We start from the raw sequence: 16,566 nt of genomic DNA, 5'->3' as shown, positions 1-16,566 counted from the left end.
ATTGTTGCGTTCTGGCGTCTCAAGATCACCCCGGTGATACTGTTGAATCAATAATGTCACGATGGGGAGCACAATAGTGGATGTAGGCCAGCTGAGGGCTTTTCTTGCCGTGGCAGAGGAACTTCACTTCGGGCGGGCTGCCGAACGTCTACACATGGCCCAACCGCCGTTGAGCCGGATCATCAAACAGCTCGAAGCTGAGCTCGGGACCCGCCTGCTCGATCGGAACACCCGGTCCGTGAAGCTCACGTCAAGCGGGCAGGCGCTGTTAGCTCCTGCCAACGAAGTTCTTGAAGCCCTGCGCCGGGCTGAGGAGGCAGTCCGGTCCGCCGATAACGGGGAGGCAGGACTAGTGCGGATCGCCTTTGCCGGCGTGTCCACGCATCAGCTTGTCGCCCGTCTCGCCAGGCAGGTGAGATCCCACCGGCCCGGGATCCAGCTTGAGCTATCGAGCCAAAACTTCGCTCTGCCTGCCATGAAGAAGTTGGTGCAGGGGGAGACGGACATCGCCCTGGGGCGCTGGGATGTCATCCCGACAGAGGTTTCGTCCCGGGTGGTCATGCAGGACTCGCTTGTCGTGGCCCTGCCCGACACGCATCACCTGGCGGGCGCACGGCGCCTTTCAATCGCACAACTTGCCGGCGATAGCTTCATCTCACTGACGCCACACGAAGGCGCTGTGTTGCCCGACCGGCTTCGACGGTTAGCCCATGCCAATGGCTTCATCCCCGACGTCGTTCAGGTGGCACCGGATACCCAGACGGCGCTGGCCCTGGTCAGCGCCGAGGTAGGGTGCCATCTGACCTTGGCATCAGTCGCCGCCAACGCGACAGATCCGCACGTGGTGTTCGTCCCCCTCGAGGACGCCACTGCCGACGTCGACGTCTACCTGAGGGCAGCATGGCGCCGCCACGACAATAATCCGGCCCTAAAGGCCGTGCTGGACGAAGTCATTAGCCTCGATGAGGCCGCCTCAGCCTAAGACCCGGTCGTCCTCCTCGGCGCCCGCAGAGTCAGATCGAACCCTCCCCCGCGTCGAGTCCGAGGTGTCGCAGTTTCCGATAGAGCGTGTTTCGCCCTATGCCTAGGAGCGCGGCAGCCTCGGATTTGTTGCCTCCGGCTGCGTCCAAGGCCCTGATGATTGCCCCTCTTTCCGCCGTCTCGATCAGGTTCATGTGACGTCGCGGTGGCGCCTGCTGCACATGTTTGGGCAAGTGCCGGCGTTCGATGACTGAGCCGGTCACCTGGCTGACCAGACCGGATACCGTGTCGGCAAGTTCCGCGATATCACCGGGCCAGTTCCACTGGACCATGGACTGGAGGGCGGCCGGCGAGATGGTGTGCCGCGATTCCGGGTCAACCACGTTGAGGATGGCCTTGACCAGGCCGGGAATCCTTTCCGGGGTCAGGGCGAGGGCTTCCGTATGCTGGGCTGGTCCTATGGTGTCGATCAGGGCCTGGACAGCCGTCACGGCCTGATCGCGCGAGGATGTGAGCAAGAGGCTACTGGCGCGCTGCCCAGCGGTCCGTGCTTTCCGGTGCCCCTCCACTAGCGTGGCCAGATGGACTGCATCCACTTCGGTGATCTCTTCCAGACGGCGGAGCAGCACGTCCGTCCCGCCTGCCAGGAGGCGATCGATGGCCGTCCACGGTGTAGCGTCCTCGGCGGATACAACAGCTACCTCCAAAGGCCCCGATCTTCCCTGCTTGGTACGGAGCTCCCTGGCTGCCGTCGACCTTCCGGAACCACGCGGTCCGTCAACGAGCTGAACGGCAGCGGCCTGCCGGCCTGGTGCCGTTGCCTCTGTGCCCATGCCCTGGGCACGGGCAGGCAAAGCCAGACCAGGTTGCCGATCCGAAGCGTCATTCAGTTCGGAAAAATGCACCACGTAGTGCTCCCGCGGCCCATCCACCACTCTCCGTGCCGTGACCTCTAGAGGAGTACCCTCCAGTTCACGACGCAGGGTGCTGCTGGAGGACCAATCGTAGGAGTTGAGCAGTTCCCAAAGCATGACGTGCGATGCGACGCTGACGTAAGGCAAACCCGGCGTGTTAGCCAGGATGGACTCGTGATCCATCACCACCGTGGGACGTCGCGAACTGCTAAAGCGCATAAAAGACATGGCAAGGGCCAGGTCCTCGGGCCGGGACGACGCCCGAAACCTCTCCTCGATTTGCTGGCTGATCTCCCGGGTGAGGGACAGCATGATGGGATTCGCCGCCTCGGACGGCCCTGCAAGCGCCACCGAGCCGAGCACCAGGCCACTAGGTGAATACACGGGCGCAGCCGCGCACGCATTCACCGCCAAGGCGTCACTGTAGTGCTGGCTCCCCTTGACGAAGACCGGGCGCCTCTCGACCATCGACGTTCCCAGTCCGTTCGTTCCGATGGCGTCCTCGGAATAATCAAAACCCTCCGCTGCGTGCACACCATCGAGGCGCCGACGCTCCTTGCTGTCACTGGTCCGCCGGGCAACGATACTGCCCCCGCGGTCGCTGAGGAAAAGCGTAGTCTCTGTGTCGGCAAGCTGGTGCTGCCAGCGGTCGAGGACGGGGACAGCGGCCCGGCACAGTAGGGAATCCGTATCCACGTCCTGATATCGCTGGGGCGGGGCCGTACTCACGACGGCGTTGCTGAGCGAACGTCGCCAGCTTCGAACAATCAGGTCCGGCACCACGTCATTGGCCCCGTAAGGCCCAGTGAGGCCAACGCGAATCAACTGCTCCCGCGCTTCCCGCACCGGATCGGACATCTGTGCCCCTTTGCAAGGTCTAGCCGTCCACCCGGTGATCGGTTCATCGGTACTCATCAGCAGTCGGGATTATTGCTGAGCAGGTATCAACCGCGGCTTCACGGGCTGGACGGAAGTGTTCCAAATCGGAACACCGGCTCCTAGTTCCGCCACCACAGACTGGTGACTACGAAGTGAATTATCTCACACAACCCCTACCAGTCGGAGGAAAGACATCATGGACAACGCCGTCCCAGGGAAGATCTACCAGCTCGATGCACTCGTCGTCGGAGCAGGCTTCGGTGGAATCTACATGCTGCACAAACTTCGCAACGAACTCGGCCTCAACGCCGTGGCGATTGACCGCGCCGGAGGCGTAGGAGGTACCTGGTACTGGAACAAGTATCCAGGCGCCCTGTCGGACTCTGAGAGTTTCGTCTACCAGTATTCCTTCGACCGCGACCTCTACCAGCAGACTCCATGGACCACGAAGTACGTGCCCCAGGCGCAAATTCTGGCGTACCTGAACGGCGTCGTTGACCGGTACAGCCTGCGCGATCACATCCAGCTTGAAACCGGCATGACTGAAGCTGAATTCGACGAATCCACCGGCATATGGACTGTGCTGACCGACCGGGGCGTCACGTTCCAGGCACGGTTCCTCGTCACTGGCCTCGGCCTGCTCTCCGCGACGAACCTGCCAAAATTCCCCGGCATGGAAACCTTCCAGGGCCGGCTGGTACACACAGGGGCCTGGCCGGCGGACCTTGACCTCGCAGGCAAGCGGGTCGGTGTCATCGGCAACGGTTCCACCGGCAACCAGGTGATCACCGCCACCGCCCCGGTGGCAGCTCATCTGACATCCTTCCAGCGCACACCGCAGTACAGCGTTCCGGCCGGCAACCGCCAGCTCACCGCGCAGGAACAGCAGGCCCACCGGGAGAACTTCGAGTCCAACTGGGAACAGGTCCGGAACTCGTCCGTCGCCATGGGCTTCGAGGAGAGCGCCGTTCCGACGTTCAGCGTCTCCCCGGAAGAGCGCGAACGGATCTACCAGCAGACCTGGGAGGAAGGCGGCGGGTTCCGCTTCATGTTCGAGACCTTCTCGGATATCGCCACCGACCCAGACGCCAATGAAGAGGCGGCGAAGTTCATCCGCCGCAAGATCGCCGAGATCGTCAAGGACCCGGAAACCCGCAGGAAACTGACGCCCACGGACCTCTACGCCCGCAGGCCCCTCTGCGATTCGGGCTACTACGAAACATTCAACCGCTCAAATGTGTCCCTTGTAAACGTCAAGGAAAACCCGATCGACCGGGTCACGGAACAGGGCATCGTCACAGCTGACGGCAGCCTGCACGAACTCGACGTCCTTATTTGCGCAACCGGCTTCGACGCCGTCGACGGCAACTACGTCCGGGTCAATATTCGCGGCCGAGGGGGCGAAACCCTCAAGGAGCACTGGGCCGACGGGCCGACCAGCTACCTCGGTATGGCAACAAGCGGCTTCCCCAATATGTTCATGATCCTCGGCCCCAACGGCCCCTTCACCAACCTCCCCCCGTCAATCGAGGCGCAGGTCGAGTGGATCAGTGCAACGATCGGCCACGTTTCGGAATCCGGCACCGGCTGGATCGAAGCCAAGTCCGAAACTGAAGCCGAATGGACCGAGACCTGTTCGGATATCGCCCACCAGACCCTTTTCCCGCAGGCCGCGTCGTGGATCTTCGGGGCCAACATTCCCGGCAAGAAGCGGACCGTCATGTTCTACCTCGGTGGCATCAAACAGTACCGTTCTATCCTCGCCGACGAGGCCTCAAGCAAGTATCCGAACTTCATGACCGATGCTGACGCCCTGACACCGGCCTGACCAGCACCACAGCCGCAAGCCCGGGAAGGACAGCAGGCCCCGCCGCCCTTCCCGGGCTGCCCAAAGCAAAGATGAAAGACTTTCAATGAAGAAATATGCAACTGTCGACCCCACCAGCGGCAACGTGGTGCGGGAGTTCGACAGCATGACCGACGACGAAGTGACAGCCTCCCTGGCGCGCTCCCATGATGCCTACCGCTCCTGGCACACGAAGGACCTTGTCGAACGCTGTGCCCTTTTACAGCGCATCGCCGACCTACACCGGCAGCACTCCGTCGAGCTCGCCAAGCTGATGACGCTCGAGATGGGCAAACCCATCTCCCAGGCGACGGCCGAAGTCGAGCTCTCCGCTGCCATCTACGAGTACTACGCCAAGTCGGGCGGGACGCTGCTCGCCGACGAAGAACTAGACATCGCAGGCGCCGGGCGGGCGGTGGTCCGCACGGCTCCCATCGGCCCTCTCCTCGGGGTTATGCCATGGAATTTCCCTTACTACCAAATGGCCCGATTCGTCGCGCCCAACCTGCTGCTGGGAAACACTGTCCTGCTCAAGCATGCAAGCAACTGCCCGCAACAGGCGCTGCGGATTGCCGAGATCATCGACGCGGCCGGCTCACCGGAAGGCGTCTACCAGAACATCTTTGCATCGTCGGACCAGGTCGCGGATATTATCGCGAGCCCAATACTCCAAGGCGTGTCCCTCACCGGATCGGAGCGCGCAGGCAGCGCCATCGGTTCACTTGCCGGACAACACCTGAAGAAGTGCGTCCTGGAGCTCGGCGGCTCCGACCCGTTCCTCGTGCTCCCGTCAGCCGACATCGATAAGGCCGCCAGCGCGGCTGCAGCCGGCCGGTTCGGAAACGCGGGTCAAGCCTGCACCTCGTCAAAAAGGCTCATCATTGAGGCTTCCATCTGGGATAGATTCCTTGAAGCCTTCTTGGCCAAGGCCGCGGAGTGGCAAACCGGGGACCCCATGAGCGAAGACACCCGTCTCGGTCCCATGTCCTCGACCCAGGCCCGCGCGGAACTCGCCGAACAGGTTGACGATGCGGTGTCCAAGGGCGCAACAGTCCATCTGGGAGCGCTCGTTCCGGAGGGCCGCGGCGCCTACTACCCGGCAACGGTCCTCTCCGGCGTCACACCGGAAATGCGCGCCTACCGTGAAGAGCTTTTCGGGCCCGTAGCAATCCTCTACCGTGTCGATTCCGTGGATGAGGCGATCGATTTGGCAAATGATTCGCCGTATGGACTCGGCAGCGCGGTGTTCACAGATGATGAGAAGCAGGCCGCCTACGTCACAGACCGCCTCGAGGTCGGCATGGTGGGAATCAACACCACCATCAAGAGCGCCCCCGATCTGCCGTTCGGCGGGGTCAAGAGCTCGGGAATCGGTCGCGAGCTCGGCAAGTTCGGACTCAACGAGTTCGCAAACAAGAAGCTCATCCGCATCGTCTGAGTCTGAACACAACACTAAGGAGGCGCCTTGCGCGCAGCGGTCTACTACGGCAAGAACAAACTTGAGATTGAGGACGTTCCGGAACCATCCCCCGGCGAAGGCCAGGTGAAGATCAAGGTCAGCCGCAACGGGATCTGCGGCACGGACCTTCACGAGTACTATGACGGCCCGATCTTCATTCCACCCGCCGAACCGCACCCGCTCACGGGCCGCTGCCTGCCCCTGACGCTGGGCCACGAGTTCTCAGGTGTGGTAACGGAGATCGGCAGGAACGTCACCGATATTCGCGAGGGTGACCGGGTCGCCGTCGAGCCCATTTACCGCTGCGGCGAGTGCCGACCCTGCAGGACGGGCGCCTACAACCTGTGCAACGTGATTGGCTTCCACGGGTTGATGGCCGACGGCGGGATGGCAGAGTACACAGTCGTGCCTAGCAACCAGGTGCACAAACTCCCCGATAACGTGTCGCTTGAGATGGGGGCGCTGGTCGAGCCGATGTCGGTGGCCTACCACGCTGCCACCATGGGTGAGGTCAACGACCAGAGCAGGGCCCTGATTTACGGCGCCGGGCCGATCGGCATCGGCCTTTGGTTCGCCCTCCGCGGGATGGGACTGACCGAAATTGACGTCGTTGAACCATCGGAGACCCGCCGAAGGTCTATCGAAGCACTTGGCGCCCGCACCCTCGATCCAAAGAACCAGGACGTGACCGCCCTCATCGCTGACCGAACCAACGGTGACGGGGTCGACGCCGCCTTTGATGCCGCCGGGGTCGCCCCTGCCGTCCAATCAGCCCTGGAATGCCTCGGAGAACGCCGCCCGCTTGTCAGCGTGGCGATCTACGAGAAACCCCTGCCGACGCCCCTGATCAACCTTGTTCTGCGGGAGCGACGCATCCAAGGGACCATCTGCTACACCGGGGCCGACTACTCAGCGGTCATCGACCTGATGGCGAAGGGCCACTACAAGACAACCGGGTGGGTGGAGGACGTCCCTCTCACCGGCGTCATCGAGCAGGGATTTGAACAGCTCCGCGCCGGCCAAAAGATGAAGCTGCTGGTCGACCCCACGGGTTGATCCCTTGAAAGTGCCGCGGGCATCAACAACTACAACCGAAGGCTGGGCCGGATATTGCCGGTCCAGCCTTCGGCGTGCACCCTGAGCGCAAGTTCGAGCGAAACCGGCGGGAATAGAATACCTCGAAACGATAGTTGTAGTTTAAAGTAATTCCTAGCAAAGCATCACAAATGAGTCAGGAGCCACCATGGACAACATCCCCCTAGACCTCAGCAGGACGGCCCTGCTACTGGTAGACCTTCAGAACGATAACGTCCACCCGGACGGAGCCTTCGCCTCATTCGGCGCTGCCGACCATGCAGCCGAGCAGGGCCTGGTCCCCCACGTTCGGCAACTGCTCGAGTGGGCCCGCAGCCAATCCATGCCGGTCATCCACAACCGCATCGTCTTCTACCCGGGCGGTGAATTCGGCGGCAGCAACGCTCCGATCTTCCGGATGATCGGCCCGGAATCGCTCAAGCTCGGCACGTGGGGCGCAGATGCATTGGACGGCTTGGAGGCACGGGCGGACGAGCCTGTCCTGATCCGTAACCGGATGAGCAGCTTCAATGGCACGGGCCTGGACATGCTACTGAGAAATTCGGGTGTCACAACCGTAGTTGTGGCAGGGGTCTGGACCAACATGGCCGTGGAGCACACCCTTCGGGACGCTGCGGACCACGGCTACCGCCCCGTCCTCGTTACGGACGCGGCATCCAGCATCAACGCGGACTGGCACGGCGCCGCGCTGACATACGCATTGACCAACATCGCCGAGTTCGTGACCACTGACGACGTTACCGGAGTAGCAGCATGAGCCGATTGCCTGATCCGACCGTTGCCTGGAAGTCTCCGGATACTCCAGACAAACCCCTTGTGGTTCTGCTGCATGGGCGAGGGTCGCGCGAAACAGACATTCTCGCGTTGGCCGATTACCTCCCCACCGGTTATAGCTGTGTGGCGGTACGGGCGCCCCTCACAGAAGGAGCTGGATTTGCCTGGTTCGCCAACCGTGGCATCGGCCGCCCGGTAGCGGAATCATTAGCTGAGACCACGGCATGGTTCGAAGACTGGCTGGAAACTGTCGCCCCTGCCCCACGGCCGGTCATCCTCGTGGGGTTCAGCGGAGGCGCCGCGTTCGCCGGAGGTCTCATCCTCAAGGATCCGGAACGCTTCGCGGGCGCGGCAATCCTTCATGGAACACTGCCTTTCGATGCCGGAGTGCCGACTACGCCAGGGCGGCTCCAAAGTATTCCCATGTTCGTCGCACACGGTGACGCCGATTCGGTCATACCGGCAGAGCTGCTGAAATCCACATGGAGCTATCTCACCGAGGAATCAGGCGCACAGACAACAGCTGTCCGCTCGGCCGCTGGGCACCGAATCGGCCGCGACGATGTCACGGCCCTGACGCATTGGATCACCGAGGTTGGGAATTCCCCAACGGACCGAGCAGAACCATCGAACGCTCATAAGGATTTTGTATAACTCATTGCCTGATAAATATTGGACTCCATATGCGGCCCGAGCGGATAATTGAACTACGACGAAAGGAATCAACCCCATGGCTTATCTTCGCCTCCATCACGTGAACGTCACTTCGGACGACATGCACACCCTCAGCGATTTCTATCGCGACGCGCTGGGCCTTCCCCTGCTACCGTCGCCGAAGATGATCGCCACCACCCATGCTGCCGACGCCGGCGTTACGGATGGGAACGCAGAATGGGAAGAGGGCGCAAGGTTCTTCGAAGCCGGCGACCCCGAGGAACTTCAGGTGCACGCTACCCGCCGGCAGGCGTACCTTGCCCTGCAGGAAGGTCACACGGTTAATCCCCTCATCGGGGGCCACTTCGCCTTCCGCACTGACGACATTGAAGCCATCAAAGCACGGCTGACCGAGCACAACATCCCGTTCGACGACTGGGGCATTTGGTCCGTCGAAGGATGGCACCAGATCTTCTTGACGGACCCCGCCGGCAACATGATCGAGATTCACCAGGTCAAGGAAACCACAGAGTAGTTCAGCGGTTCCTTCGGACTGGCCGCGACGGCCGTTGCATCCACGCTATTCGGCGGTTGCAACGGCCGTCACCGCTTTTAAAGGTGACGCTTCCCAAAAGCGCTCAAACCGGTGTTTGGCACTGCAAAAAGCACGCAGATGCCCGGCTGGAATTTACCAGCCGGGCATCTGCGTGCCTTACTTTCTGTCCGTTCAGTTGGTGACGTTTTCGAGGACGACGGCGAGGCCCTGGCCGACGCCGATGCAGATCGCGGCGACGCCCCAGCGCTCACCGGAGGCCTGCAGGGACCGGGCCAGCGTGCCCAGGATCCGGCCGCCGGACGCGCCCAGGGGGTGGCCCATCGCGATCGCGCCGCCGTGCCGGTTCACAATCGAGGGGTCGATCCCCCAGGCATTGATGCACGCCAGGGACTGCGCGGCGAACGCTTCGTTAAGTTCGACGGCGCCCACCTGCTCCCAGCTGATGCCCGCCTTCGCGAGGGCCTTGTTCGCAGCCTCCACCGGCGCGTACCCGAAATACTGCGGATCGTTCGCGTGCGCACCCCGGCCCGCGATCCGCGCCAGCGGCTCCAGCCCCAGGATCCCCGCGGCGTTCTCCGAACCGATCCACGCCGCGGACGCCCCATCAGAGAGCGGGGACGCGTTCCCGGCCGTGACCGTGCCGTTCTCGGTGCGGAACACCGTCTTCAACCCCGCAAGCTTCTCCGCCGAAGACCCCGCCCGGATCCCTTCGTCGCGGACCAGGTCCGTACCCGGCACCGGAGCCACCAGGTTGTCATAGAACCCCTCGTCCCACGCCGCGGCGGCCAGGTTGTGCGAGTTCGCCGAAAACTCATCCTGCGCCTCGCGGGTCACCCCGTACTTCCCGGCCAGCCGCTCGGTGGCCTCGCCCAGGGAGATGGTCCAGTCCTTCGGCATCGCCTTGTTCACCAGCCGCCAGCCCAGCGTGGTCGAGGCCAGGTTCAAGTCACCGGCCGGGTAGGGCTTCTCCGTCTTCGGCAGCACCCACGGAGCCCTCGACATCGACTCGGCCCCGCCGATCAGCATCAGCTCCGCGTCCCCGGCGTTGACCTGGCGCGAGGCGATGATCGCCGCGTCCAGGGACGAGCCGCACAGCCGATTGACCGTGGTGCCCGGGATCGAGACCGGGAGCCCGGCCAGCAGGGTGCCCATCCGGGCGACGTTCCGGTTCTCCTCGCCGGCGCCGTTGGCGTTGCCGAACACCACCTCATCGATCCGCTCCACATCCAGCTTCGGAGCGCGCCGAACGATCTCACCGATCACATGCGCCGCAAGGTCATCCGGGCGCACACCGGCAAGGCCGGAGCCGAACTTACCAAACGGGGTGCGCACGGCATCGTACACATAAGCCTGGTTCACCATGTTCTTCTGTTCCTTCTTGTTGTCATGAGGGCCCTGTGCCGCACGTCAGATATTCCGCCCGCCGGCGATCTCCAACACCGTGCCCGTCATATAGCTGGAGAGCTCACTGGCGAGGAAGAGGATCACCGAGGCCACTTCCTCAGGTTCCCCAAAGCGTGCGAGCGGCACCTCGGACAGGCGGGCTTGAAGGACTTCCGGTTTCATTGAATCGATCAAGGCGGTACGGATGATTCCCGGCTGGACGGCGTTGACCCGGACATTGGCGAAGCCGACCTCCTTGGCGGCCGCCTTGGTCAGGCCCACGATGCCGGCCTTGGCCGCGCTGTAGTTGGTCTGGCCCGGATTCCCGACCTTGCCGGAGATTGAGGACACGTTGATTATCGATCCGCCGTGCGGCTGGTGACGCATGATGCCGGCCGCGGCGCGGGTGCCGAGCCAGGCGCCCTTAAGATGGACTGAAATGACGGCGTCGAAATCGTCTTCAGACATCTTGCGCATGGTGGCATCGCGCGTGAACCCTGCATTGTTGACCCACACATCGAGCGCCCCGAAGGTATCACGTGCCGCACCGGCCAAGGCATCGATATCCTCGGCGGACGTCACGTTGCAGCCAATCCCCATTGCCCGGTTGCCAATGCCCAGGCCTGCCGCTGCCTTGGCGGCCTGCTCGGCGTCCAGGTCGCCGATGACCACGTTGGCTCCTTCTCGGGCGAATGCCACCGCGGTGGCCAGGCCGAGGCCGTTTGCGCCGCCGGTTATCACGGCTGTGCGGTTCTTCAGCAGTTCCACTGCTTCTCCATTCTGTTATGTTCTGGGAGCCGTCAGCGGATTGCGACGGCGTTGGACGGCGAACCGACGCCGCCGGGGAGCCTGAGCGGAGCAGCGACAACCATGCAGTCGTACCGTCCGTCGGCGTGGCAGATCTCGGCGAGCTCGTCCAGCTGCCATAGCTCGCCGATGGCGAGCCCTAGAAGAGGGATGAGGATTCGGTGCAGCATGCCGGTATGGGACGAGGCCGGAAGCGTCCCCTGGGTGTCGGCGCGGACACTGACCTTCGACGCGGTTGCGGGCCATACTTCCAGTGCAACGTTGTCGGCTGCCGCGAGTGCCACGCGGTGGTCCCAGAGCCAGGCAGCCGTATCATTGCTCTGCTCCAGGCCCACGGAGACCAACGGTGCACCGGACAATGTGTCCGAACCTGTCTCTGCGTCCTGGCTCAGCTGTTTCAGGCGGTGCCCCAGCCAGCCGAAACGCAGCATGAGAATATCGCCGGGTTCGATCTCAACGCCTTGGTGCCGGGCTGTTTCCTCGAGCACGCGGACCGGGATGGACCGTGGCTGGGAATAGTCAATGGCGTCACCGATGTGCTCCAGGTAACGCCCGACATCGAGCAGCAGTCCCCTGCCCACTATGCCGTGTTCGGCATAGCGCTGGATTCCCAGTGTTGGATCACCGGCGACCAGTTTCCCCGCGTCGGCACCGTTGTAAAATCCGTAGTCCGGGTGGCCGAAGTGGCGGAGACCGTCAATCTGGCTCGTGGCCTGCGGAAAGAGATTGTCGATCTTGTCGTCGCGATGAAATTCGTTCAGTCCAAAGACTGTGTGCTGCAGGGATCCCCGGTGGGATATGAGCGGCCGTGGGAAGGCGTCCAGGGGAAGATCAAGGGAACAGGTCTGACCGCTGCGGACAAGGCCGGCCCCACGGATACGGCGTTCCGGGGTAAGGAAATTAAGGGTACCGAGGTCGTCGTTCTCGCCGAATATCCCCCAGCTGCTGCCCGGCGGCGCATCAGTGCGGGCCAGCAATTCGTCATAGCTGGGAAGTCCGTCGTGGCGGTTCACGCCTCGCCCTTGGATGACGTCTCGGTCCGGTCGGGAAGGTCCGGAATAAGCAGGACCTTGCAGGACTCCTGGGAGAGGAGTTCGATCGCCTCGTCCAGAGCTGACAACGGAAGTCGGTGGGTGACGAACTTGGACAGATCCAGTTTGTCGCTGGCGACAAGCTCAGCGATCTTCTCCCACGTCCCCCAAAGAGCGCGCCCGAAGCTGCCGGTGAAGGTAAGTCCTTTCTTTATCAGGTACGCGGCGACGTCCAATTCGAGGGGCCGGCCGGGAATTCCCACGGCGACTACCGTCGCCTCCTTGCGGACGGCTTCAAGAAGCGGCGGCAGGGCGGCCGGTGCGCCCGAAGCCTCGAAGGCGACATCAAAACCGAACTTTGCCCCGGAGAGGCTTCGGCAGATTCCTATAACGTCGTCTGCGGGGGCCAGGGGTGTTGCACCGAGCTCTTCGATAAGACCTCTGCGGTAAGCATTGGGTTCAACAACCACCACGTTGCCGGCACCCACGGCGCGGGCAATCGCAGCGATAAACAGGCCCACCGGACCTCCACCGCTGATCACCACGTCAGCCCCGGAAAGGTCAATCTTGGATCGTTGGATGGCGTGCATCGCAACCCCGGCGGGCTCCAGGAGGGCGGCCTGCTCAAGGGGAAAGTCCTCGGGCAGCCTGAAGCACGCTGTGGCCGGGACGACGAGCCGTTCGGCGAAACCGCCATCAAGGTGCAGACCGAGCAGTTCCATGTTCAAGCAGTTGTGGGCGTTCCCGGTACGGCAGGGATAGCAGTCCCAGCAAGCGACGTGGGATTCGAGCGCCACTCTGTCTCCCTCGCGGAGGGAGTCAACGCCCGAGCCGACTTCAATAACAGTGCCGGCGCACTCGTGCCCCAGCACTACGGGGATGTTAAGGTTGAACGCCCGAGCCATGGGCGAGTATTCGTAGAGTTCGCGGTCGGTTCCGCAGACCGAGGCTGCGGCTATTTGAATCTTTACCTCGCCGGGGGAAACCCGGGGTTCCGGATAGGCGGCCACGAATTCGGCACCACGTTCCGGTCTCGCTTTTACCACGGCACGCATGGTGCTGCCAGTGTGGGCGGATTCTGTCTCGGGAACACTGAGGGACGTCACTGTTGAAACCTATCTGCTAGGAATTGTTCCGTGAGGAGGACGTAGCCCCGTCAACCCGGTAGAAAGAGAGCTTTTCCTCATCGATCTTCACTCCTACTCCGGGACCTTCGGGAACTGCGATGCGGCCTCTTTCGATGATCAGCGGCTCCGCGAGGAGGTCATCGGCCATGTCCAGGAAATTCGACAGTTCACCCGCCCGGCGGCTCGTGGCCTCGTGGGCGGCCCCGAACACGACCGTGGCGACGGTGCCAATCTGCGTGTCTATCTGATTGCCCATGTAGACGTCAACGCCCAGGCCTGTGGTCAGGCCGAGGATTTCCTGGGCCTCGGTAAATCCGCTGCGGGCGGTTTTGATACAGATGGCATTGCATCCGCCTGAAAGCAGCTCGCGGGAGACATCCCCGGCGGTGGGCACGCTCTCGTCGCCGACAATGGGAATCGTGGATTGTTCAACCAGGCGCCGCCTGCCCATTGCTTCCTTTGCGTCACATGGCTCTTCCAGGAAGCTCAGTCCGAGGCCTTCGGTACGGTGGAGAACTTCGAGCGCTTCATTGGCGGTCCAGCCGCGGTTGGCATCCAGGTAGATTTCCACGTCATCTCCCAGGCCCTCGCGGAGGACACGGCAGGCTTCGATGTCCAGCGCGAGCGGACGTCGGCCCACCTTGAGCTTGAAGGTGGTGATCCCGTAATTGGTGCCAAAGCGCTGTGCTTCCTCGAGGAGAACCTCGGGTTCCTTGAACCCGAGCATGTGACTTACACGCATCGAGGGGGCAAAGCCACCGAGGAGGCTCCAGACCGAATTACCGGTTGCCTGGCCAATGATGTCCCACAAGGCGATGTCGATTCCGCCCTTGGCCGTGTTGTTGTGGACGGTACGGCGGAGAATCTGCTGGACAACCTGGCGGCGGAAGGGGTCCAGTCCCGTCAGCGCAGGGGCGAAGATCGTGTTGATGACGGCGACGATGGAGGCTTGCGTCTCACCGTAGGTGTACGGACGTGGCGGAATGTCGGCCTGGCCGATGATCCCGGTGTCGGTGTGGATCCTCAGCAGTACGTGGTCGGCCGTGGTGACTTCGCCGCTGGCAAACTTGAGCGGCCTGAGGTAAGGGATCTCGTAGGGAATTGCTTCAATGCGTTCAATCTTCATGTCCGTGCTCTTTTCTCTAGAGTCATCAGCGCAGGTAGACCCTGCGGGGGTCGATCTCGGTACGCAACAGCCGCAGCTCATCGGCTGTGGGTTGCGGGGTGACCCTAAGGTCGTCGGACACCTTAAGGTCCCAACCGGTATTTTCGCGGACCTGGTCAACTGAGATGCCTTCGTGGACGGCCGTCAGCTTTAGCTCGTCATGGACGCCGGACCGGGTGAGGATTCCGAGTTCGGTGATGACCTTGGTCACCCCTGCTCCCCTGACCCTGCCGCCCTCAGCAAGCGCACGGTCGGGTCCGGGAGAGGTGCAGAAGTCCAGTTGCTCCACAAATGTGCGGGAATCGTGGCGGCGCATCACCACAAATACTTCCTTCGAGTTGGCCGCCACTTCCACTGCTCCCCCTGATCCGGGTAACCTCACCTTCGGTTTCTCCCAGGGGCCAATCACCGAGGAATTCAGGTTGCCCCACCTGTCGATCTGGGCCGCGCCAAGGAATCCAACGTCTATGTGACCGCCCTGAAGGACGTAGCCGAATAGGACCGGCATGGAAAGAACCGCCTCTGCTCCGGTGATGAGGACGGCGTCCGCAATGGTCTCGGGAAGGTGGGAAGGATGGGCGCCACAGACGCCGGACTCGTACACGATTTCCAGGTCCGGGGCAGCTGTCAGGCTCGCTAGCGAAACGGCCAGGGTTGGCAGCCCGATTCCAGCGAAGACGGTGTGTCGTCCTGCAAGCTCGCGGGACGCGACTACGGTGAGCAACTCCGTAGCGCTGATGCCTATGTCTGCGGCCAATGAAGTCATTGCTGGTCCTTAGTGTTGTCGCTGGCGCTGTCCGCCGCCTCTAGACGTGTTCCGTAGTTGACCTGACCGCTCAAAGCCTGTCCCACACGGAGGCGGGCCAACGTGGCCTCGCCGAGCTTGGCCAGGTACTCTGCGTGATCCGTTGTCCCGTAGATCCACTCATCCATCCAGGCCGACAGGCTAACGGGGTCTGCGCTGATGCCTGACCAGGAACGGTAAAAGTCGTTGTCCCGATCCGAGTAGCCCTGTGAAAATGACGGATGGGTGGCTCCGGGGCATTCAACAACGGCATCCACCGCGAGCGCGGGAATCACAGTTCGGTTCGGGTCCGCCCGGATCACGTCGTCGTCAACGATCTCCTCGACGACCACGATCGCCCGCTTGGCGGCGAACACCGCTTCGGCCTGGATTCCGGTGAGTCCCCACATCTGCGTGTTGCCCGAACGGTCGGCCCGCTGGGCATGCACGATCGTGACGTCAGGATTTATGGGGGGCACCACGTAAATCTCTTCGTATGTACCGTCCTCATCGGGAAAAGGCGAGGCGACCTTGCGCATTCCCGGTTGAATTCTGGGGAGGTCGGATCCGAAATAAGAGCGGAGGGGATAGAAGGGGAGTCGCTGCGCGCCTGCCAGATACCGGCAGATCATCCCGTAGTGGCTGTACTCCTGATATTCGAGCGGCTCGGGGTCGGCCCTTTCCACCCTGCGGCGCAGCTCCCCCAGGGATCCAGCCGATGAGTTCCCGACAAATGACGACACCAATGTGCTGATGCAGCCGCCGGCAAGCATTTGGTCAACTACTATGTCCGCAGTCATACGCACCAGGGTCAGATCCTTCCGACGCTGGCGGATGATCTCGTGTCCGGCCGCCGTGGGTATCGCGTGCGTGAAGCCCTCAATCGCCACGACATTGCCGTCGTGGACATATCGGGCAATCGCTTCCTGCATGGAAAGCGCCTTGTTCTTGGTCCTGCCAGGGGAAGCCCCTGGCCGCGTGGTCGACGCTTGCATGGTCAACTTGGAAACTCCTTCGATACCGCAGAGAACGGTGCGTCCTAATGGCTCCACTTTCCCAAGACGACTTATTCGATGTCCAATACCAATCGCGGACTGAGTTATCAGGGATC

General features: G+C 62.4%; 15 protein-coding genes. 7 read left to right on the top strand and 8 right to left on the bottom strand.

Features of this window, described 5'->3' with window-relative positions; all coding sequences use genetic code 11:
• The first annotated feature begins 61 nt into the window (after nucleotides 1-61).
• The gene (locus tag Q8Z05_RS16890; RefSeq protein WP_305940732.1) at nucleotides 62-982 is read left to right on the top strand and encodes a LysR substrate-binding domain-containing protein; all 921 of its coding nucleotides are present in this window, start codon (nucleotides 62-64) and stop codon (nucleotides 980-982) included.
• 31 nt (nucleotides 983-1,013) lie between these two features.
• Here Q8Z05_RS16890 and Q8Z05_RS16885 read toward each other — a convergent pair whose 3' ends face one another.
• Nucleotides 1,014-2,753, bottom strand: coding sequence for a helix-turn-helix domain-containing protein (locus Q8Z05_RS16885; protein ID WP_305940731.1), 1,740 nt, complete (start codon nucleotides 2,751-2,753; stop codon nucleotides 1,014-1,016).
• A 217-nt stretch (nucleotides 2,754-2,970) separates the two neighbouring features.
• Between Q8Z05_RS16885 and Q8Z05_RS16880 the strand changes: the two genes are divergently transcribed.
• From Q8Z05_RS16880 to Q8Z05_RS16855, 6 genes are all read left to right on the top strand, one after another.
• Nucleotides 2,971-4,602 (top strand): flavin-containing monooxygenase, encoded by a 1,632-nt coding sequence (locus Q8Z05_RS16880; protein WP_305940730.1) that lies wholly within the window; start codon nucleotides 2,971-2,973, stop codon nucleotides 4,600-4,602.
• Between the two features lie 85 nt (nucleotides 4,603-4,687).
• Entirely contained in the window at nucleotides 4,688-6,058 is a 1,371-nt protein-coding gene (locus Q8Z05_RS16875) for an NAD-dependent succinate-semialdehyde dehydrogenase (RefSeq protein ID WP_305940729.1), read from the top strand.
• A 27-nt stretch (nucleotides 6,059-6,085) separates the two neighbouring features.
• Nucleotides 6,086-7,135 (top strand): 2,3-butanediol dehydrogenase, encoded by a 1,050-nt coding sequence (locus Q8Z05_RS16870; protein WP_305940728.1) that lies wholly within the window; start codon nucleotides 6,086-6,088, stop codon nucleotides 7,133-7,135.
• A gap of 187 nt (nucleotides 7,136-7,322) precedes the next feature.
• A complete protein-coding gene (locus Q8Z05_RS16865; protein WP_305940727.1) occupies nucleotides 7,323-7,931 on the top strand; it encodes a cysteine hydrolase in 609 nt (202 codons plus the stop codon).
• On the top strand, nucleotides 7,928-8,602 hold the full coding sequence (locus Q8Z05_RS16860; RefSeq protein WP_305940726.1) for an alpha/beta hydrolase: 675 nt from the start codon (nucleotides 7,928-7,930) through the stop codon (nucleotides 8,600-8,602). The genes Q8Z05_RS16865 and Q8Z05_RS16860 overlap by 4 nt, the downstream gene beginning before the upstream one ends.
• Nucleotides 8,603-8,678: 76 nt before the next feature.
• Nucleotides 8,679-9,137, top strand: coding sequence for a VOC family protein (locus Q8Z05_RS16855; protein WP_305940725.1), 459 nt, complete (start codon nucleotides 8,679-8,681; stop codon nucleotides 9,135-9,137).
• 192 nt (nucleotides 9,138-9,329) lie between these two features.
• Here the strand turns inward: Q8Z05_RS16855 and Q8Z05_RS16850 are convergent, their stop codons facing one another.
• From Q8Z05_RS16850 to Q8Z05_RS16820, 7 genes are all read right to left on the bottom strand, one after another.
• Complete coding sequence (locus Q8Z05_RS16850) at nucleotides 9,330-10,517, bottom strand: thiolase family protein (RefSeq protein WP_305943604.1); 1,188 nt, start codon at nucleotides 10,515-10,517, stop codon at nucleotides 9,330-9,332.
• Between the two features lie 48 nt (nucleotides 10,518-10,565).
• Nucleotides 10,566-11,309: a 3-oxoacyl-ACP reductase FabG gene (gene fabG / locus Q8Z05_RS16845; protein WP_305940724.1), complete on the bottom strand. Its 744-nt coding sequence runs from the start codon at nucleotides 11,307-11,309 to the stop codon at nucleotides 10,566-10,568.
• A gap of 32 nt (nucleotides 11,310-11,341) precedes the next feature.
• Nucleotides 11,342-12,361: a cyclase family protein gene (locus Q8Z05_RS16840; RefSeq protein ID WP_305940723.1), complete on the bottom strand. Its 1,020-nt coding sequence runs from the start codon at nucleotides 12,359-12,361 to the stop codon at nucleotides 11,342-11,344.
• Complete coding sequence (locus Q8Z05_RS16835; protein ID WP_305943603.1) at nucleotides 12,358-13,434, bottom strand: zinc-dependent alcohol dehydrogenase; 1,077 nt, start codon at nucleotides 13,432-13,434, stop codon at nucleotides 12,358-12,360. Before Q8Z05_RS16835 ends, Q8Z05_RS16840 begins: the two co-directional genes overlap by 4 nt.
• Before the next feature lie 67 nt (nucleotides 13,435-13,501).
• Nucleotides 13,502-14,632 (bottom strand): mandelate racemase/muconate lactonizing enzyme family protein, encoded by a 1,131-nt coding sequence (locus tag Q8Z05_RS16830; RefSeq protein ID WP_305940722.1) that lies wholly within the window; start codon nucleotides 14,630-14,632, stop codon nucleotides 13,502-13,504.
• 25 nt (nucleotides 14,633-14,657) lie between these two features.
• Nucleotides 14,658-15,437 (bottom strand): CoA-transferase subunit beta, encoded by a 780-nt coding sequence (locus Q8Z05_RS16825; RefSeq protein WP_305940721.1) that lies wholly within the window; start codon nucleotides 15,435-15,437, stop codon nucleotides 14,658-14,660.
• Nucleotides 15,434-16,387 (bottom strand): CoA transferase subunit A, encoded by a 954-nt coding sequence (locus tag Q8Z05_RS16820; RefSeq protein ID WP_305940720.1) that lies wholly within the window; start codon nucleotides 16,385-16,387, stop codon nucleotides 15,434-15,436. The genes Q8Z05_RS16825 and Q8Z05_RS16820 overlap by 4 nt, the downstream gene beginning before the upstream one ends.
• Nucleotides 16,388-16,566 lie beyond the last annotated feature (179 nt).

It is taken from the genome of Arthrobacter oryzae (assembly GCF_030718995.1).
Taxonomy (GTDB): domain Bacteria; phylum Actinomycetota; class Actinomycetes; order Actinomycetales; family Micrococcaceae; genus Arthrobacter; species Arthrobacter oryzae_C.
This window is presented reverse-complemented; position numbering and strand designations above follow the sequence as displayed.